The following is a 15,695-nucleotide window of genomic DNA, read 5'->3' as shown; positions in this document are numbered from 1 at the left end:
TAGGATGCCCGATTGGCCACAATAACCAACAGTTCGGATCTCGAAGTCACTAGGCTTCAAGGCGCTCGAAGATTTTGTCGATCTTCTCCTTGAGCGTCTCGGCGGTAAAGGGCTTGACAATGTAGCCGTTGACTCCGGCCTGTGCCGCCTCGACGATCTGATCCCGCTTGGCCTCGGCCGTCACCATCAGGACCGGGAGCGTCTTCAGGGCCGGATCGGCGCGAACCGCTCGCAGCAGATCGATCCCCTCCATATTCGGCATGTTCCAGTCCGTCACCAGAAAATCGAAACCGCCATTCTTCAACATCGGCAGCGCGGTACTGCCATCGTCCGCTTCCATGGTGTTGTTAAACCCCAGTTCGCGAAGCAGATTCTTGATAATACGCCTCATCGTGGAAAAGTCGTCCACGATCAGAATTTTCATGCCTTTATCCACACGGAGCCCCCAATGGCATTGGCCGGGTTAACGATTATGAACCAGTTGCAACCTGAATCCACTCGTTCAGGCGGACGCGCAAACGGTGGAGTGCCTGGCTGCGAATCTGGCTCACACGCGATTCAGTGACGCCAAGAATGGCGCCGATTTCTCGGAGATTCAGTTCCTCGTCGTAATACAGCGCAAGCACCAGGCGTTCCTTTTCAGGCAGACCCGCGAGCGCCTGAGCCAGCGCGTCACGCAGCCGATCCAGCTCGAAATGTTCGCCCGGCCCCGGACCGCCGCCCGGCAACAAGCGATCAGGATCCGTATCCTCGCCGAAAAGATCCTCCAATCCAAGAATCTGAGCGTTGGCCGAATCCTGAAGCATCGTGTGATAGTCGTCGAGTGCGATTCCGAGCTCGCTTGCAATCTCGCGATCCGCTGCCGCCCGTCCCTCGCGCGACTCCACCTGCTGGATCGCCTCGGCAATCCGGCGGCTGTTCCGATGAACCGAACGCGGCGTCCAGTCGGAACGTCGCAGTTCGTCAATCATGGCACCCCGGATGCGAATGCCCGCATAGGTGGCAAAGGTCGCCCCCTGACCGCTATGAAACTGACGGGATGCCTCGATCAAGCCGATCATACCGGATTGAACCAAGTCCTCGATCTGGACCGACGCGGGAAGACGCGCCGCCAGATGGTGGGCGATGCGTCTCACGAGTTCGAGGTTTGCCGTCACCAATTGCTCCGATTGATCAGCGGTACCCGAATAGCCTGTCAAGGAGCGATGCGTGGTCATCAGGCACTTTGCAGCATCCGCTCGACAAAAAAGCCGATCCCGCCCATGCCGGTCTCGGACACCGTCAAGCGATTGGCCTGTCTGGCCAGCTCGATCAGCGCCTGTCCCGACAAACTCCCGGGATAGAGCTTCACGACTGGCTCGCGTTTCCGCACGGCGTGCCGCAGGTGCTCATCCATGGGAATCATACCCGATGCATCCAGGATCACGTCAGGCAGATATTGCGCGCACACGGAGGATAGTTTGCGCATCAGGCGCCGTCCGGATTCCGGAGTGCGCAACATATTGCAGATCACCCGGAAGCGGCGCAGGCCATGTTCCTGACGCAGCACCTTGATCAAGGCATAAGCATCCGTCAAGGAAGCCGGCTCGTCGCAGACCACCACGAACACATGCTGAACCGCCTTGCAAAAACTGGTGACCGAATCCTGCACGCCTGCGGCCGTATCGACGATCAGGACATCGAGCGGCTTGTCGTAGGTGCTGAATGCGCGGATCAGCCCGGCATGCTCGACTGGCGTGAGATTCGCCATGGTTCCGATGCCGGAGGCGGACGGCACCAGAAGCAGGCCGTCCGGCCCTTCGACAAGAATCTCTTCGAGGGTGTCCGCCGTCCCCGCGACCAGATCGTGCAAGCTTTTCGTGGGGCGCAGTCCGAGCAGAAGATCCGCGTTCGCCAGACCGAGATCGGCGTCGAAGAGCATCACGCGACGCCCTAGCCTGGCTAACGACACCGCCAGATTGACCGCAACGTTCGTCTTGCCGACACCGCCCTTACCACTGGCAATCGCGATGCTCAGGAGGGGCCGGTGCCTAATGGGAGGCTGCATGAACGGTTTTCCTGAAAGGCAACACCGACTCCAAGACCATGGTCTCGCGCGGCTTCCGAGGCGGCGAGGCAAAAGGCGCTCGGTTCAGCGGCACGGGCTCGGCGGGAGCGACGTGGTCCTCGAAGAGGATCCCGGCGGGCCGGGCCGGCTCCTGGAGCGCGAGGCGCGTGAGACAGGTGGTATCCGTTTTATGGAAGTCCTCGTCGATCCGCTGTCCGTCGCTGTAAAACACCAGACCCAAACGCTGTTCGAGGAGAACGGACAAGGTTTCCCCCAATTGTTCCGCTTCGTCAACCTTCGTCAAAACCAACGCCGATGGTTCGCTCCCCTGAAACGACTGCAACACTTGCCGCAACACCATCGCCTGATGGGTTGCCGGGATCACCAACCAGGTCTCGAGCGGGATCTGGTGACGCACCTTGGCGAACAGATTGCGCTCGGCCGCATCGCGCGCGGCCTGTCCCTCGGTATCGATCAACACCAGCTTTCCGTCTCCCTCACGGTTCGACAAGGCGACCAGATCCCGTTCGCTTTCCAACAGCATGACGGGAATTCCGGCCATCTGACCAAAGGCCTGCAATTGTTTGTACGCGCCGATGCGCTGCCGATCAAGCGTGGCAAGAATCACCGAATCGCGGCCCATCCGCCGGATCTGACGCAGCGCGAGACGGTTCAGGGTCGTGGTCTTGCCAACGCCGGTCGATCCCACCAGCGCAAGCATACCACCCTGTTCGAGGACGGTGGGCGCGGCCGTGGCAATCGAGGCCGACAGGCGAGTGCGCAGACGCGACCAGGCGGTCTCGGCCGTCGAGTCTTCATGAATACTGCCCGCGAGACTGCGCGCCAATTTGTCGCTGAAGCCGCATTTCTGGAGACGCTCGACGAACTCGGCGGCCAGGGGATGGCGAACCGCCCATTGATCGCGTTCGCTCAAGGCGCCCTGTTGCATCAGGAGCGTGCGCAAATCGGATAATTCCCGACGCATGGCGGCCAGTTCGGGATCGACGGGGAGGGTGTGGACGAATTTGCTCGCTGAACCGCCGGAATCGGCCGCCGGGGCGGGTTCCAGCGCGGCAACCACTTCCAGCATCCCATCGACCCGGCGGCTGGAAAGAATAACCGCGTCCGCGCCCTGCTGCTCGCGCACCTGCCGCATCGCATCCCGCATGTCCCGTGCCCGATATCGCCGTACATTCATCTGTCCGCTCCTGTTCGCTCGTTCATGCCCGCGCCTGCGCGGTATCGCCCTTGCCCACGGTGGCAACGACCCGGATACGCCGGTTATCCGGGATCTCGGTGAAGGCCATGACAGTCAGATTGCGCACCGCGCCGCGAAGCCAGCTCGCGATCCAGGAACGAATCTCCGGAGCCACCACCAGCACCGCGGGCGCTCCTTCCGTTTCCTGACGTCGCGCGGCATCGGTCACCGACCGCTGCACCCGCTCCGCCAGCCCAGGCTCGATCCCGATGGTTTCGCCCTGACTGCCTTGCAGCGACTTATGCAAAATCTGCTCCAACGCCGGATCCAAGGCGATCAGGGGCAATTCGTCCTCCGGACCGATCAGATCCTGCACGATGGAGCGGGAGAGCGCGACCCGCACCGCCGCGGTCAAGGTGGCGGGATCCTGACTCTTGACCGCGCGTTCCGCCAAGATCTCGGCGATGGTCCGCAAATCCCGGATGGACACCTGTTCCGCCAGCAGATTCTGCAGCACCTTCAGGACGACCCCAAGCGGCAGGGCCTTGGAGGAAATCAGATTCTCGACCAGCTTGGGCGAGCGGCGCGCCAGTTGGTCGAGCAGGTGCTGGACCTCCTCGTAGCCGATCAGACGATGCGCATTATCCCGAAACACCTGCGACAGATGGGTCGCGATGACCGTCGCGGCATCCACCACGGTGTAACCGGCGCCCTGCGCGGATTCCCGATCGGCCGGGTCGATCCAGAGCGCGTCCAGATTGAAGGTCGGATCCTTGGTTGGTGTCCCCGCCACGGTCCCGAAGACCTGTCCGGGATTGATCGCCAGTTCCCGATCCGGGAAGACCTCGGCCTCGGCGGCATTCACCCCCAGCAGCGCGATGCGATACTGATTCGGGCCCAGCTCCAGATTGTCGCGGATATGCACTGGCTGAATGAGAAACCCGAATTCCTGCGAGAGCTTGCGTCGAATGCCCTTGATCCGGCCCATGAGTTGCCCATCCTGGCTGCGATCGACCAGCGGGATCAAGCGATAACCGACCTCCAGCGAGACCAGATCGACCGGCGGAACATCGTCCCAGGACAGATCGCGATCTTCCGGCGCGGGGAGTTCCATGCCCGGGGGCAGTTGTTCCACCTCATCGGGACTGGGTTCGGGCGGTTTGCGTCCCTGTAGATAGGCGCCACCGGCCAGCATCGAGGCCAGTCCGAGGAAAACCAGATTCGGCATTCCCGGGATCACCCCGAGGATTCCGATGACACCCGAAGTCACGTAGAGCACGCGGGGATTGGAGAGCAGTTGCTTGGTCAACTGCTGGCCCATGTCCTGGGGGGTGTTGGCCCGAGTGACGACGATGGCGGTGGCGGACGACAGCAGCAACGCCGGAATCTGCGCGACCAGACCATCGCCGATACTCAGGAGGACATAGACATTCGCGGCATCCCCGAACGACATGCCATGCTGGGTCGTCCCGATCGCGATGCCGCCAAGAATGTTGATGAAGAGAATCAGGATTCCCGCCACCGCGTCCCCGCGCACGAATTTGCTGGCACCGTCCATGGAGCCGTAGAAATCCGCCTCCTGGGCCACGTCCGCGCGGCGCGTGCGCGCGTCTTCCTGCGAAATCAGACCCGCGTTCAGATCGGCGTCGATCGCCATCTGCTTGCCCGGCATGGCGTCCAGGGTAAAGCGGGCGCTGACTTCGGACACCCGCCCCGCGCCCTTGGTGACCACCACGAAATTGATGATGACCAGGATCGTGAACACCACCAGACCGATGGCGAAATTGCCTCCCAGGACGAACTCGCCGAAGGCTTTGATGACTTGGCCGGCGGCGTCCGTCCCCTCGCCGCCATAGAGCAGGATGACGCGGGTCGAGGCCACGTTCAGCGCCAGACGCAGTAGGGTCGCCAGCAGCAGAACTGTCGGAAAGGCGGCGAATTCGACGGGTCGCGGCGTATAGACGGCCACCATGACCACGATCAGCGACAAGGCGATGTTGAAGGTGAAAAGCAGATCGAGCGCGAATGGCGGAAGCGGCAGCACCAGCATGGCGAGCAGCGCCATCAGCATCACGGGCACGCCGAGACCAAGCTGGCGAAGACCGCCGAGACGGTCGCTCACGGTCGTCATCGGGCTTCTCTCCGCGCCTGGCGGGAGACCCGCGGATCGAGATACTCCTCGGGGACCGGCAGATCGTCGGGCATCTCGACCTCGGGATCCTCGCGCTTGAGCTGGTAGACATAGGCCAGCAGCCGGGCCACGGCCACGAAGAGTCCGTTGGGGATTTCCTGGCCGATCTCGGTGGTGAAATAGATCGCGCGCGCCACCCTGGGCGCCTCGATCCGCGGGATGTCATGCGTCTCGGCCAGTTCGCGGATGGCCGCCGCGACGTCATCGGCGCCTTTCGCCAGCAGGTGCGGGGCGCGCATGGTCGCGGCCGCATAGGCGATGGCCACGGCATAGTGGGTGGGATTGGTGATGATGACATCCGCATTGGGCACCTCGGACATCATCCGGCGCCGCGACATTTCCATCTGCATCTGGCGGATCCGTCCCTTGACCTCGGGTTTGCCATCGCTTTCCTTGAACTCGTCCTTGATCTCCTGAAGCGTCATCTTCAACTGTTTGTTGTGATTGTAGAGTTGAAACGGCACATCGATGGCCGCCACCAGCAGCAAGGCGGCCGACGCGATCAGAAACAGGTTGACCGCCATCTCTCCCGTCCGCGTGATCGCGACCTCCACCGGCAGTTCGCCCAGATGCATCAACGACTCCCAAATGCCGCTGATCGCCAGGCCGGCGACCAGACCCACCAGAACGAACTTACCGAGCGACTTGACCAGTTCCATCAAGCCCTGAACCGAAAAAACGCGCTTGATTCCGGTAATCGGATTGAGTTTCGAGAATTTCGGCGCGAAGGCCTTCGCGGAGAAGTTCGCGCCGCCGATCAGGATGGGACCAAGAATCGCAATGGTCATCATGACGACAAAAAGCGGCGCGACAATCAGCAGTGCGCGGGTCATCAGATCGCGCAGATACGGCAGCAGCAGACCCGGATCGTAAATCAGGCTCCTCTCAAGCGTTAAGGCATCCGTCAACAGCGCACTCAGGCCCCCGGCAAGATCGCCACCAAGAAACAGCAAAAAGACGCCGCCAGCGATCAGGATCACCAGGGTATTGAATTCGCGCGAGCGGGCGACCTGGCCCTTTTCACGGGCCTCGCGCAGACGCTTCGCGGTCGGTTGTTCGGTTTGTTCCTGACCATTTTCGTTTTCGGCCATGTCAGGTTCTCGTGATCTGCTGGATCAGCGCAAACGCGATCAGGAGCAATTCGCCGATCCGCGCGGACAAGGCCGGCAGCGTCAGTATCAAAATGAGAAAGCCGGCCAGAATGGTCACGGGAAAACCCACGGCGAAAATATTGAGCTGGGGCGCCGCCCGCGTGACCACGCCCATCGCGAGATTGACCAGAAGCAGCGAGGCCATCGCGGGCAGGGCAATCAGGACGGCACCGGAAAACATCTGACTGCCAAAGCCGATGACCGCCCACAAATCGTCGGAGGTCAATCCGGCGCCCGTCACCGGAAAGGTCTCGAAGCTGCGGATCAATAACTCGATCAGCACCAGATGGCCGTTCAAGGCCAGAAAGATCAAAGTCGCCAGGATGGTAAGAAACTGCGAGATCATCGGTACCTGGACCCCGCCGACCGGATCGACGGCCGACGCGAAACCCAGCCCCATCGAGAGCGCGATGTATTCGCCTGCCTGGGTCAGGGCCGAAAAGACCATTTGCAGGATAAAGCCCATGGCGACCCCGATCAGGATCTGCCGCATGGCCACCACCAATCCGCCCAGACTGAGCGGATCGACCGTCGGCTGAGCGGCCAACTGCGGCGCCACGACCAGCGCCAGCAGCAGCCCTAACGCCAGCCGGGCGCGCACATTGACATTGCGGGCACCGAAGAGCGGCGCGACCAGCAGTGCGGCGCTGATGCGCACGAATGGCCACATCAGCGCGCCGACCCAGAGCACGATCTCCTCGGCGGCAAAGTTCATGACGGATTGCGACCGCTCGGATCACCCGATCAGGTTCGGAATACTGTGATAGAGACGGATGATGTAGTCGGTGATCAGCGACAGCATCCAGTGGCCCGCGAAGATCAGCGAGGCCCCGACACCCAGCAGCTTGGGAATGAAGCTGAGGGTCATTTCCTGAATCTGGGTCGCGGCCTGGATCATGCTGACGATCAGACCGATGGTCAATCCAGCCAGCAGGGGCGGCGCCGCCAACAAAACGATGACCTCGCCGGCCTCTTTGCCAATATCCATCACCATTTCGGGCGTCATCGCGCATCACCTCAGGTAAAAAAACTCTGGGCCAAGGTGCCCATCACCAGCGACCAGCCATCGACCAGCACGAACAGCATGATCTTGAAAGGCAGCGAGATGATCATCGGCGACAGCATCATCATGCCCATCGACATGAGGACGCTGGCCACCACCAGGTCGATGATCAAAAAGGGAATCAGGATCAGGAAGCCGATCTGGAAGGCGGTTTTCAATTCGCTGATCACAAAGGCCGGCACCAGCAGATTGAGCGGAATGGCGTCGGGCGAGTCGAAACCGTCGAGTCCCCGGATCTCGGCGAAGAGCGACAGATCGGTTTCCCGGGTTTGCGCCAGCATGAAGGTGCGCAGCGGTTTGATCGCCTTGCCGAGCGCCTCCTCGGTGCCGAGTTTCTCCTCCATGTAGGGAATGGCGGCCGTGTCATAAATTTCCTGGAACACGGGCGCCATGACAAAGAGGGTCAAAAACAACGCCAATCCAAGCAGGATCTGGTTCGAGGGCGTTTGGGAGGTGCCCAACCCCTGGCGCAGAATGCCCAGCACGATGATGATGCGCGTGAACGAGGTCAGCATGATGAGCGCCGACGGCAGCAAGGTCAGCAGGGTCATGAACAGCAGGATCTGCAGGGTCACCGAATAGACCTGCCCGCCATCCGGCGCGCTGGTGACGGTGACCGCATTCATTCCCCCGATCTGGGCCAGGACAAGTCCGGGCACCAGCGCGAACGCCAACACAAGCCCCAGTCGCATGGCGCCCTTCATTTTCCCGCCCACTGCGATCTGGCGCGCTGCAACAGGCTCGCGAACTCGCCCGCCCGCGGCTCCACCGGCGCGACGACGACCGGCGTGCGCAGGGTATGGAGATGGCGCATGCCGGTCGGCGTCAACCCGACCAGAATCTGCTCTTCCCCAACCTGCACGAGCATCAGGCGTTCGCGCGTCCCAACCGCACGCACCGCCAGAATCTCGATGACCTGCCGTCCCTGGCCCGCCATGCCCGGCATGCGGCGCAGGATCCAGGCCATTACCAGAATCGTCAGGATGACGAGCACCAGACCGCCCACCAACTGGGCCAGGTACCCTGACGCAGCCCGTGCGGACTCCGCCGCGGGAGCCGCCAGCAATGGCGGCGCGGCCAGGGCGATCAGCAGGCCCAGATCGCGCGCTGCCGGATGACGGGAACGAGGCCGACGGAGCGTCATGGGTTTACCGGAGCTTGCGAACCCGTTCGCTGGGACTGATCACGTCGGTCAGACGAATGCCGAATTTTTCGTTGACCACCACCACCTCGCCATGGGCAATCAGGGTGCCATTCACGAGCACATCCAGCGGCTCTCCGGCGAGACGATCCAACTCCACTACGGAGCCCTGATTCAACTGCAAAAGATTGCGAATCGCGATCTTGGTACGGCCGATTTCCATCGCAATGGTGACCGGCACATCCAGCAGCATGTTGAGGTTGAGGTCTTCGCGACCGGATGCCTGCATACCGGAAAAATCTTCGGGATTCATGGGCTTCGCCTGCAGCGCATCCATGGATCCCCCGCCAACGCCGCGGTTGGCCGACGCGGGCGTCCGTTCCCCGGCGCCTCGCTGGGGCGCGGCATCCCGCGCAGGAGGCGGCACCGCCGCAGACGCCGCAGACTCGGTCGTGGCGTCTTTCTGCTCTTCCAGCGCCGCGGCCCAATCGTCGGCAATGGCGTCATTCGGATCGAGATCGGTATCGGTATCGGTACTCATGTCACAACCCGCTAATTTTTATTAATAAATTCAGAAATTTTGATCGCATTGGAGCCGTTGGCAACACCGAACTTCCCGCGCAACAGCGGAATATCCTCGACGTTGAGGACCACCGATTCGGGCAGGTTGATCGGAATAATGTCGCCTGGACGCATATCAAGCAATTGTTGGACCGTCAGAGTAGCCTCGGTAAGAACCGAGCTGATCTCGACCTGAGCCGTGGGGATCTCTTCCTTAAGCGCGCGCAGCCAGCGTTCGTCGACGCCGGAGCGATCGGATTGCAAACCCGTGTCCAAGACCTCGCGAATCGGCTCGATCATCGAATACGGCAGGGTCACATGCAGATTCCCGCCCCCGCCATCGAGTTCGATATGAAAATCGTTGATGACCACGATCTCGGTTGGACTCACGATATTGGCGAACTGCGGATTGACCTCCGAGTTGATGAACTCGAATTGCAGATGCATGACCGGCTCCCATGCCTTCTGCATGTCCTCGAAGGCGACATCGAGCAGATTTTTGATCACCCGCAGTTCCATGGGCGTGAAATCACGTCCCTCGATACGGGAGTAATAGCGTCCGTCGCCGCCGAAAAAGTTGTCGACCAGACTGAAAACCAGCTTGGGATCGAACACGAACAGTCCGGTTCCATGCAGTGGGATGACCCGCACCAGGTTCAGGCTCGTCGGAACAAAGAGCCCGTGAAGATATTCCGAAAATTTCGTGACACGGGCGCCAACCACGGAGATTTCGGAGGAGCGGCGCAGCATGTTAAAGAGATGGATTCGCAGGTATCGCGCAAAGCGCTCGTTAATCATATCGAGCGTGGGCATGCGCCCGCGGACGATGCGCTCCTGGGTGGCAAAATCGAAGGATCGCGCATTCCCGTCCACCGGAAAAGGATTCGCATCGGTATCGATATCGCCATCGTCGACGCCATGCAGTAGCGCGTCGATTTCGTCCTGGCTGAGAATGTCGCTCTGCTGCGCCATTGCCGCGTCGCGCTCCTACTGCATGACCAGGTCTGTGAACAGAATATCCTCGACTCCCGCGGGCTCCCTGGCCCGAGTCAAGACATTGATCAGCATGCTCTTCAATTCTCCGCGCAATGCGTCCTTGCCTTCCGGTGTATTGACCGTGCTGTAATTCTGTCCCGAGAGATGCGCGAGCAGATCGTTGCGGATCAATGGCAGGTGCTTCTCCACGGCGGCGATGACATTCTGATCGCGCGTGACGACGGTGATATTGAGACGAAGAAAACGCACCGGACCGGGTGCCGTGATATTGACCGTCACCGGCTCGAGCGCATGGTAGATCAACGGCGCCTCTTCCAGTGGCGGCTTGGGCGGCGCGGTAACGGCAACGGGTTCGGCAACGGGTTCGGACGCGGATTCGGATGCGGATTCATCCGACGCCCCCCCCTCTTCGGCCGGTTCCGCGGCGCCCCGGAACAGGAAATAATAGGCGGCACCGCCTCCCGCGGCGAGGATCAACAAGACAACCAAAATCAGTATTATCAGCTTGAGCTTGCCGCTGGAGCCCTTGCTCGGTTTCGGTTCGGTCGCTTTCTCGGCCATGTTTCACCCTGACGGATAGTCATCGAATGTATGCGGACCAGCATACCAGATACCAAAAACGCATCGATCCCTCTGAACCGCGCATCCGGCCTCTGGTAGCAGACGATCATCGCAAAAGTAACCAGTTGAAATCAAATAAAATAATCCAGTCTCCCGGCTAAGGCGGACAGGGTGCTGCCGGCGAGATCCGGAGACTCGACACCATCCCCGACAGAACCGTCAAAATCCTGGCGGTTTTGGGCGCTGCCAGCCCGCTCCCGATCCTGTTCGCCGCGTCTTTCGGGGGCTTGCTCGGAAATCGACACGTTGCCCAGCGACAAACCATCCTGGGCCAGCGCATCCCGCAACCGCGGCAGTGCCGCTTCCAGCACCTCGCGCACGATCGGGTGAGGCGACAGAAACTGGACATGCGCCTGATCGGCCTCCATGGTCACCCGCACCTCCATGGCGCCCAGACTCCGCGGGTGCAGGGTTAACTCGGCCGTCCCCAGACCGGACCGCATGACCCATTTCACCTGCTCCGCGAGGCCCGTCTCGCCGCCGGGCCGCAACACATTGGACAGATCGAATATCCGCGCCGGCCCGGAACCGCTTTGAGTCCCAACCGAGGTCACGCTCGTCGCGGGCAACCCCGTTTCGGGCAACTCAGCCGCTTCGTCGGACGCGCCCCGGACAGCGAGGCGCTCCGTTTCGTGCGTCGCCTTCAGTGCCAGATCGAGCAGGGCGCCACGGGTCGAGAAGACCATCGGCAAACCCTGCCCCTCTCCAGCCAGCGGGTTTCCGGACTGCGCCGCACCGATTTCAGTATCGCGCGCTCCCGGCGGGAACTGGTTCAACCAGATCGGAGCGGTTGCTTTCAGGATCGATGCCTGACCGGACTCACCGGAATCCGCCAGGGCGGCGGTCGTTGGGATGGCCGCAACGTCATCCGCGGGAATCGACGGCAACCACTGCCTTAACGCCTCTGCGGGAAACGCCTGCGGCAGCGAGGCCGGCACGATCTCGCCAGATTTCACCAGAGCAGCGGCAGTCGCTGGTTTGGAAGTCGCCACGCCATCCCCTGGCATCGGCTGCAAATAACGCTGCGGCAAGTCTGCGGGAATCGCCGTCAGCGGTGCGGTTTCTTCTGATTCCAGCGGATTCACAAGGTCGGCTGCCCTCGGGCCGGCGCTTTCCACGCCATCCGCTGGCGTTGGCTGCAACAATCGCCGGAGTAGATCCGCCGGAACCGCCGTCGGCGGCCCGGTTTTTCCTGACTCCATTGGAGTCGCCAGGGCGGCGACCGTCGGATCGGCGCTTTCCACGCCATCCGCCAGCGTTGGCTGCACTAACCGCCGGAGCGGATCCGCGGGCATCGCGGTCGATGGCGCTGTATTTTCTGACTCCAGCGAACGCGCGAGGGCGGCGGCCGTCGGGGGAAGATCCACGCCATCGGCCAGCGTTGGCTGCACTAACCGCCGAAGCGGATCCGCGGGCATCGCCGTCGATGCCACGGTTTCTTCTGACTCCAGCGAACGCGCGAGGGCGGCGGTCGCCAGGGGAAGATCCACACCATCGGCCAGCGTTGGCTGCACTAACCGCCGAAGCGGATCCGCGGGAATCGCCGTCGACGCCGCGGTTTCTTCTGACTCCAGCGAACGCGCGAAGGCGGCGGCCGTCGGGGGAAGATCCACGCCATCCGCCAGCGTTGGCTGCACTAACCGCCGAAGCGGATCCGCGGGCATCGCCGTCGGCGACTCGGACTGCCCGGCGCCTTCGGAACGCATCTCCGACAGCGTGGCGGCGCCTTGCGCGCTCGCCGGCGATGCGCCGGCGATCGACGATTCCAGCAATTTGTTCAACAGATCCGTAGGCATCTCCGGCGGGCTCGATGCCGCCGCACGGAGCGACGCCGGGGGTTGAGCGGTCATTCTCGGCTCGTCGGCGGGCGGCAAGCGGTCCTGTGCGAGCGCCAGGAATTGCGCCAGGAGCGACGGACCGTCAAGCGCCGCGATCTCGGCCGGATCCTCCCCCCATTCGACCAGGATATTTTGCAATTGCGTGCCAAGGGCGCCCATGAATCCACCGTCTTCCGGCGTTTCCAGGGAAACCGTCTCGCCAGATGCGCCTGCGTACACTTGAGACAGGAGGTCGGTGCAAAGATTGAATTGAATCATCTCAAGCCCTCGTGTGCATGATCATGACAACGCCCTTTCAAGAATCCGCGTTCGCGTGTTTCTGGAAAGCCTGTCGGGTCGCCCAGAGATCCTGCTCGCGCTGTTGCTTGCGACCGTCCAGAACGCTCTCGGTCCGGCGGCGACGCTCGATGAGTTTTGCCAGCGACAAGGTTGCCTGATGCCTTTCCATCCAGACCGACCGGGCCTGTTCCACCTGCGACTCGGCGGCGGCGACGCGCAACGCCTGTTGTTGCAATGCCTCGCGCAACTGCTGCTGCATCTGGGCCATCTGCTTCAGCATGCGGGCATCGCTCGGCAAGCCGGAATGCAAATACTGGCTCTGATACTCGGACAACTGGTCACGCTGCTGCTCGGCACGGTTCAATTCCGCCAGACGGCTGGCCAGGACGACCGCCACCTCGTTTTCCTGCGCCTCGCGGATCTTGCGCAGGCGCTCGAAGCGTTTCACGCTCATGGGTTGTCTCCTCGCGCCTATCCGCTCGGCATGCCCAGCAGGTCGAACAACTCGCGCCGCGACTGTTCGAAGCTGGCCGCCTCGGTGCGGTTTTGTCCAAGATACGACTCCAGACGCGGGTTCATCGCGACCGCCTCGTCCAACTGCGGATCGGAACCCTTGCGATAGGCGCCCACGGCGATCAGATCGCGGTTGCGCGCATAGGTCGACATCAGACTCCGGAAACGATAGGCCGCGCGTTGATGCTCGGGGGTCACCACGGCGCTCATGACGCGCGACACCGAGGCGCTGACATCGATGGCGGGATAGCGGCCGCTTTCGGCAATCTCGCGCGACAGCACCACATGGCCGTCCAGGATGGCGCGCGCCGAATCGACGATCGGGTCGTTCTGATCGTCGCCCTCGGCCAGCACGGTATAAAAGGCCGTGATCGAGCCGCCGCCATGATCCCCGTTGCCGGCGCGCTCGACGAGTTGCGGCAGACGGGCGAACACCGAGGCCGAATAGCCCTTGGTGGCCGGCGGCTCGCCGATGGCCATGGCGATCTCGCGCGCGCCTTGGGCAAAGCGGGTCAGGGAGTCCATCAACAGCAGCACGTTGAGCCCGCGGTCGCGAAAATATTCGGCCACGGTGGTCGACACCCAGGCGCCATGCTGACGCAGCAAGGGCGACTGGTCGGCGGGCACCGCCACCACCACGGTTCGCCGGCGCGATTCGTCGTCGAGAATATCCTGAATGAATTCGTTGACCTCGCGACCGCGCTCGCCGATCAGACCGACCACGATCACGTCGGCTTCGGTGTGCTTGGTCATCATGCCCAACAGGACGCTCTTGCCGACGCCGCTACCGGCGAAGAGTCCGAGCCGTTGTCCGCGACCGACCGAGAGCAGTCCATTGAGCGTACGAATCCCCACATCCAGCGGCTGTCTGACCGGCGCGCGGGTCAGCGGGTTGATCGGGCGACCTTCGAGCGGCACCAGTTCCTGAGTGCGCAGCGGCCCGCCGCCGTCCAGTGGCCGGCCGAGCGCATCGATCACGCGCCCGAGCAGTTCGGGACCGACCGGGATACGGCGGCTCTGCTCCAGCGGTTCGATGCGGGCGCCCGGAATCAGACCCTCCAGCTTGCCCTCGGGCATCAGAAAGGTCCGCTCGCCCTGGAAACCCACCACCTCGGCGGCCAGTTGCGTCCCGTTGACGGTATGGATGGCGGCCCGCCCGCCCACCGGCAATCGGATGCCCTCGGCCTCCAGGGTCATGCCCACCATGCGCGAGAGTCGGCCTTCCGGCTGCGGATCGGGCGTCTTCTCGATCCGCTGGCGCGATTGCTCAAGGCGTTCGCGCAATCCATGAACCAATTGACGCGAACCCTGCTCCCGTAGATCTCGAATGACCTCGGTCATGCATCGTTCTCCAGCGGCGCTTCCGGCGGGACTTCCATCTGCGCTTCCGGCGGCTCGGCAGGGGCGGATTCCATCGGCTGCGCCAGTTCCCCCCAGATCGCATCGATGGACTGCCGCAGCCGCGTCTCCAGTCTGGCATCGATGCGACTGGCGCCGCTTTCGATAAGACAACCGCCGCGCTCGATGGCGGGGTCCGCGAGCCAGGTCAACGATTCGCCGATGGAATTGGCATAGGCATCCAGAATGGCCTGGTCGTCAGGATGGACATGCACCCGCAGCGGACGATTGCGCGAGGGCAACTGGGCCAGCGCCTGTCGGAGAACACGCGCAATGAGGTCGGGACGTTGACGCAATTCATCCATGACGACCCGTTTGGCCAGCGTCTCCACCAGCATTAGTAATTCGGGCTCCAGGTCATCCGCGGAGCGGGCCAGGGGATCGGCAAGATCGGCCGCGATACCCTCCAGCGCCGCGATCGTTTCTTGCAATGTCGCTTCCTGAAGTGTCCGCAGTTCCGTCTCGCGCGCCAGGCGCGCATCGCGCTCTTCTCCGGCCTCTTGCAACGCCTGTTCGAGTCCCTCCCGATAGCCCGCTTCAAAACCAGCCTCGGCTCCGGCCGCTCGCGCGGCCTCCTCGATAGCCGCGAGTTCGTCCGCCGTCGGCCGATGGACGAGAGGTTCGGGTTCGGGTTCGGGTTCGCACAACGGCGGGGTGGTCACATCCGGCGGCATCCAGCGCTGCGCGTCCGGAAACAT

The 15,695-nt window shown here is 62.5% G+C and carries 17 protein-coding genes; all 17 read right to left on the bottom strand.

Going from position 1 to position 15,695, the window contains the following annotated elements; genetic code table 11:
* Nucleotides 1–49 precede the first annotated feature (49 nt).
* Nucleotides 50–424 carry a chemotaxis response regulator CheY gene (cheY, locus tag THIVI_RS01815; protein ID WP_014776949.1) on the bottom strand — a complete coding sequence of 125 codons (375 nt, stop codon included), beginning with the start codon at nt 422–424 and terminating at the stop codon, nt 50–52.
* A gap of 46 nt (nt 425–470) precedes the next feature.
* On the bottom strand, nt 471–1,220 hold the full coding sequence (locus tag THIVI_RS01810) for an RNA polymerase sigma factor FliA (RefSeq protein ID WP_041446770.1): 750 nt from the start codon (nt 1,218–1,220) through the stop codon (nt 471–473).
* The gene (locus tag THIVI_RS01805) at nt 1,217–2,047 is read right to left on the bottom strand and encodes a MinD/ParA family protein (RefSeq protein ID WP_014776947.1); all 831 of its coding nucleotides are present in this window, start codon (nt 2,045–2,047) and stop codon (nt 1,217–1,219) included. Before THIVI_RS01805 ends, THIVI_RS01810 begins: the two co-directional genes overlap by 4 nt.
* A complete protein-coding gene (flhF, locus tag THIVI_RS01800; protein WP_014776946.1) occupies nt 2,031–3,245 on the bottom strand; it encodes a flagellar biosynthesis GTPase FlhF in 1,215 nt (404 codons plus the stop codon). Before flhF ends, THIVI_RS01805 begins: the two co-directional genes overlap by 17 nt.
* A 22-nt stretch (nt 3,246–3,267) precedes the next feature.
* Entirely contained in the window at nt 3,268–5,376 is a 2,109-nt protein-coding gene (gene flhA / locus THIVI_RS01795; protein WP_014776945.1) for a flagellar biosynthesis protein FlhA, read from the bottom strand.
* A complete protein-coding gene (gene flhB, locus THIVI_RS01790; protein WP_014776944.1) occupies nt 5,373–6,527 on the bottom strand; it encodes a flagellar biosynthesis protein FlhB in 1,155 nt (384 codons plus the stop codon). The genes flhA and flhB overlap by 4 nt, the downstream gene beginning before the upstream one ends.
* Nucleotide 6,528: 1 nt before the next feature.
* A complete protein-coding gene (fliR, locus tag THIVI_RS01785) occupies nt 6,529–7,302 on the bottom strand; it encodes a flagellar biosynthetic protein FliR (protein WP_014776943.1) in 774 nt (257 codons plus the stop codon).
* Nucleotides 7,303–7,323: 21 nt separating this feature from the next.
* Nucleotides 7,324–7,593: a flagellar biosynthesis protein FliQ gene (fliQ, locus tag THIVI_RS01780; RefSeq protein WP_014776942.1), complete on the bottom strand. Its 270-nt coding sequence runs from the start codon at nt 7,591–7,593 to the stop codon at nt 7,324–7,326.
* A gap of 11 nt (nt 7,594–7,604) precedes the next feature.
* Nucleotides 7,605–8,342, bottom strand: coding sequence for a flagellar type III secretion system pore protein FliP (gene fliP / locus THIVI_RS01775; RefSeq protein WP_014776941.1), 738 nt, complete (start codon nt 8,340–8,342; stop codon nt 7,605–7,607).
* An 8-nt stretch (nt 8,343–8,350) separates the two neighbouring features.
* Nucleotides 8,351–8,794 (bottom strand): flagellar biosynthetic protein FliO, encoded by a 444-nt coding sequence (gene fliO, locus THIVI_RS01770; protein ID WP_014776940.1) that lies wholly within the window; start codon nt 8,792–8,794, stop codon nt 8,351–8,353.
* A 4-nt stretch (nt 8,795–8,798) separates the two neighbouring features.
* Nucleotides 8,799–9,332: a flagellar motor switch protein FliN gene (gene fliN, locus THIVI_RS01765; RefSeq protein WP_014776939.1), complete on the bottom strand. Its 534-nt coding sequence runs from the start codon at nt 9,330–9,332 to the stop codon at nt 8,799–8,801.
* Between the two features lie 11 nt (nt 9,333–9,343).
* A complete protein-coding gene (gene fliM / locus THIVI_RS01760) occupies nt 9,344–10,324 on the bottom strand; it encodes a flagellar motor switch protein FliM (RefSeq protein ID WP_014776938.1) in 981 nt (326 codons plus the stop codon).
* Nucleotides 10,325–10,339: 15 nt separating this feature from the next.
* On the bottom strand, nt 10,340–10,909 hold the full coding sequence (locus THIVI_RS01755) for a flagellar basal body-associated FliL family protein (protein ID WP_014776937.1): 570 nt from the start codon (nt 10,907–10,909) through the stop codon (nt 10,340–10,342).
* Nucleotides 10,910–11,040: 131 nt separating this feature from the next.
* Nucleotides 11,041–13,065, bottom strand: coding sequence for a flagellar hook-length control protein FliK (locus THIVI_RS22440; protein WP_014776936.1), 2,025 nt, complete (start codon nt 13,063–13,065; stop codon nt 11,041–11,043).
* A gap of 37 nt (nt 13,066–13,102) precedes the next feature.
* Nucleotides 13,103–13,540, bottom strand: a complete 438-nt coding sequence (locus THIVI_RS01745; protein ID WP_014776935.1) for a flagellar export protein FliJ — start codon at nt 13,538–13,540, stop codon at nt 13,103–13,105.
* A gap of 17 nt (nt 13,541–13,557) precedes the next feature.
* Nucleotides 13,558–14,940, bottom strand: a complete 1,383-nt coding sequence (gene fliI / locus THIVI_RS01740) for a flagellar protein export ATPase FliI (RefSeq protein ID WP_014776934.1) — start codon at nt 14,938–14,940, stop codon at nt 13,558–13,560.
* Nucleotides 14,937–15,695, bottom strand: coding sequence for a FliH/SctL family protein (locus THIVI_RS01735; RefSeq protein ID WP_041447213.1), 759 nt, complete (start codon nt 15,693–15,695; stop codon nt 14,937–14,939). The genes fliI and THIVI_RS01735 overlap by 4 nt, the downstream gene beginning before the upstream one ends.

This window comes from Thiocystis violascens DSM 198, from assembly GCF_000227745.2.
In the GTDB taxonomy this organism is placed as follows: Bacteria; Pseudomonadota; Gammaproteobacteria; order Chromatiales; family Chromatiaceae; genus Chromatium; species Chromatium violascens.
This window is presented reverse-complemented; position numbering and strand designations above follow the sequence as displayed.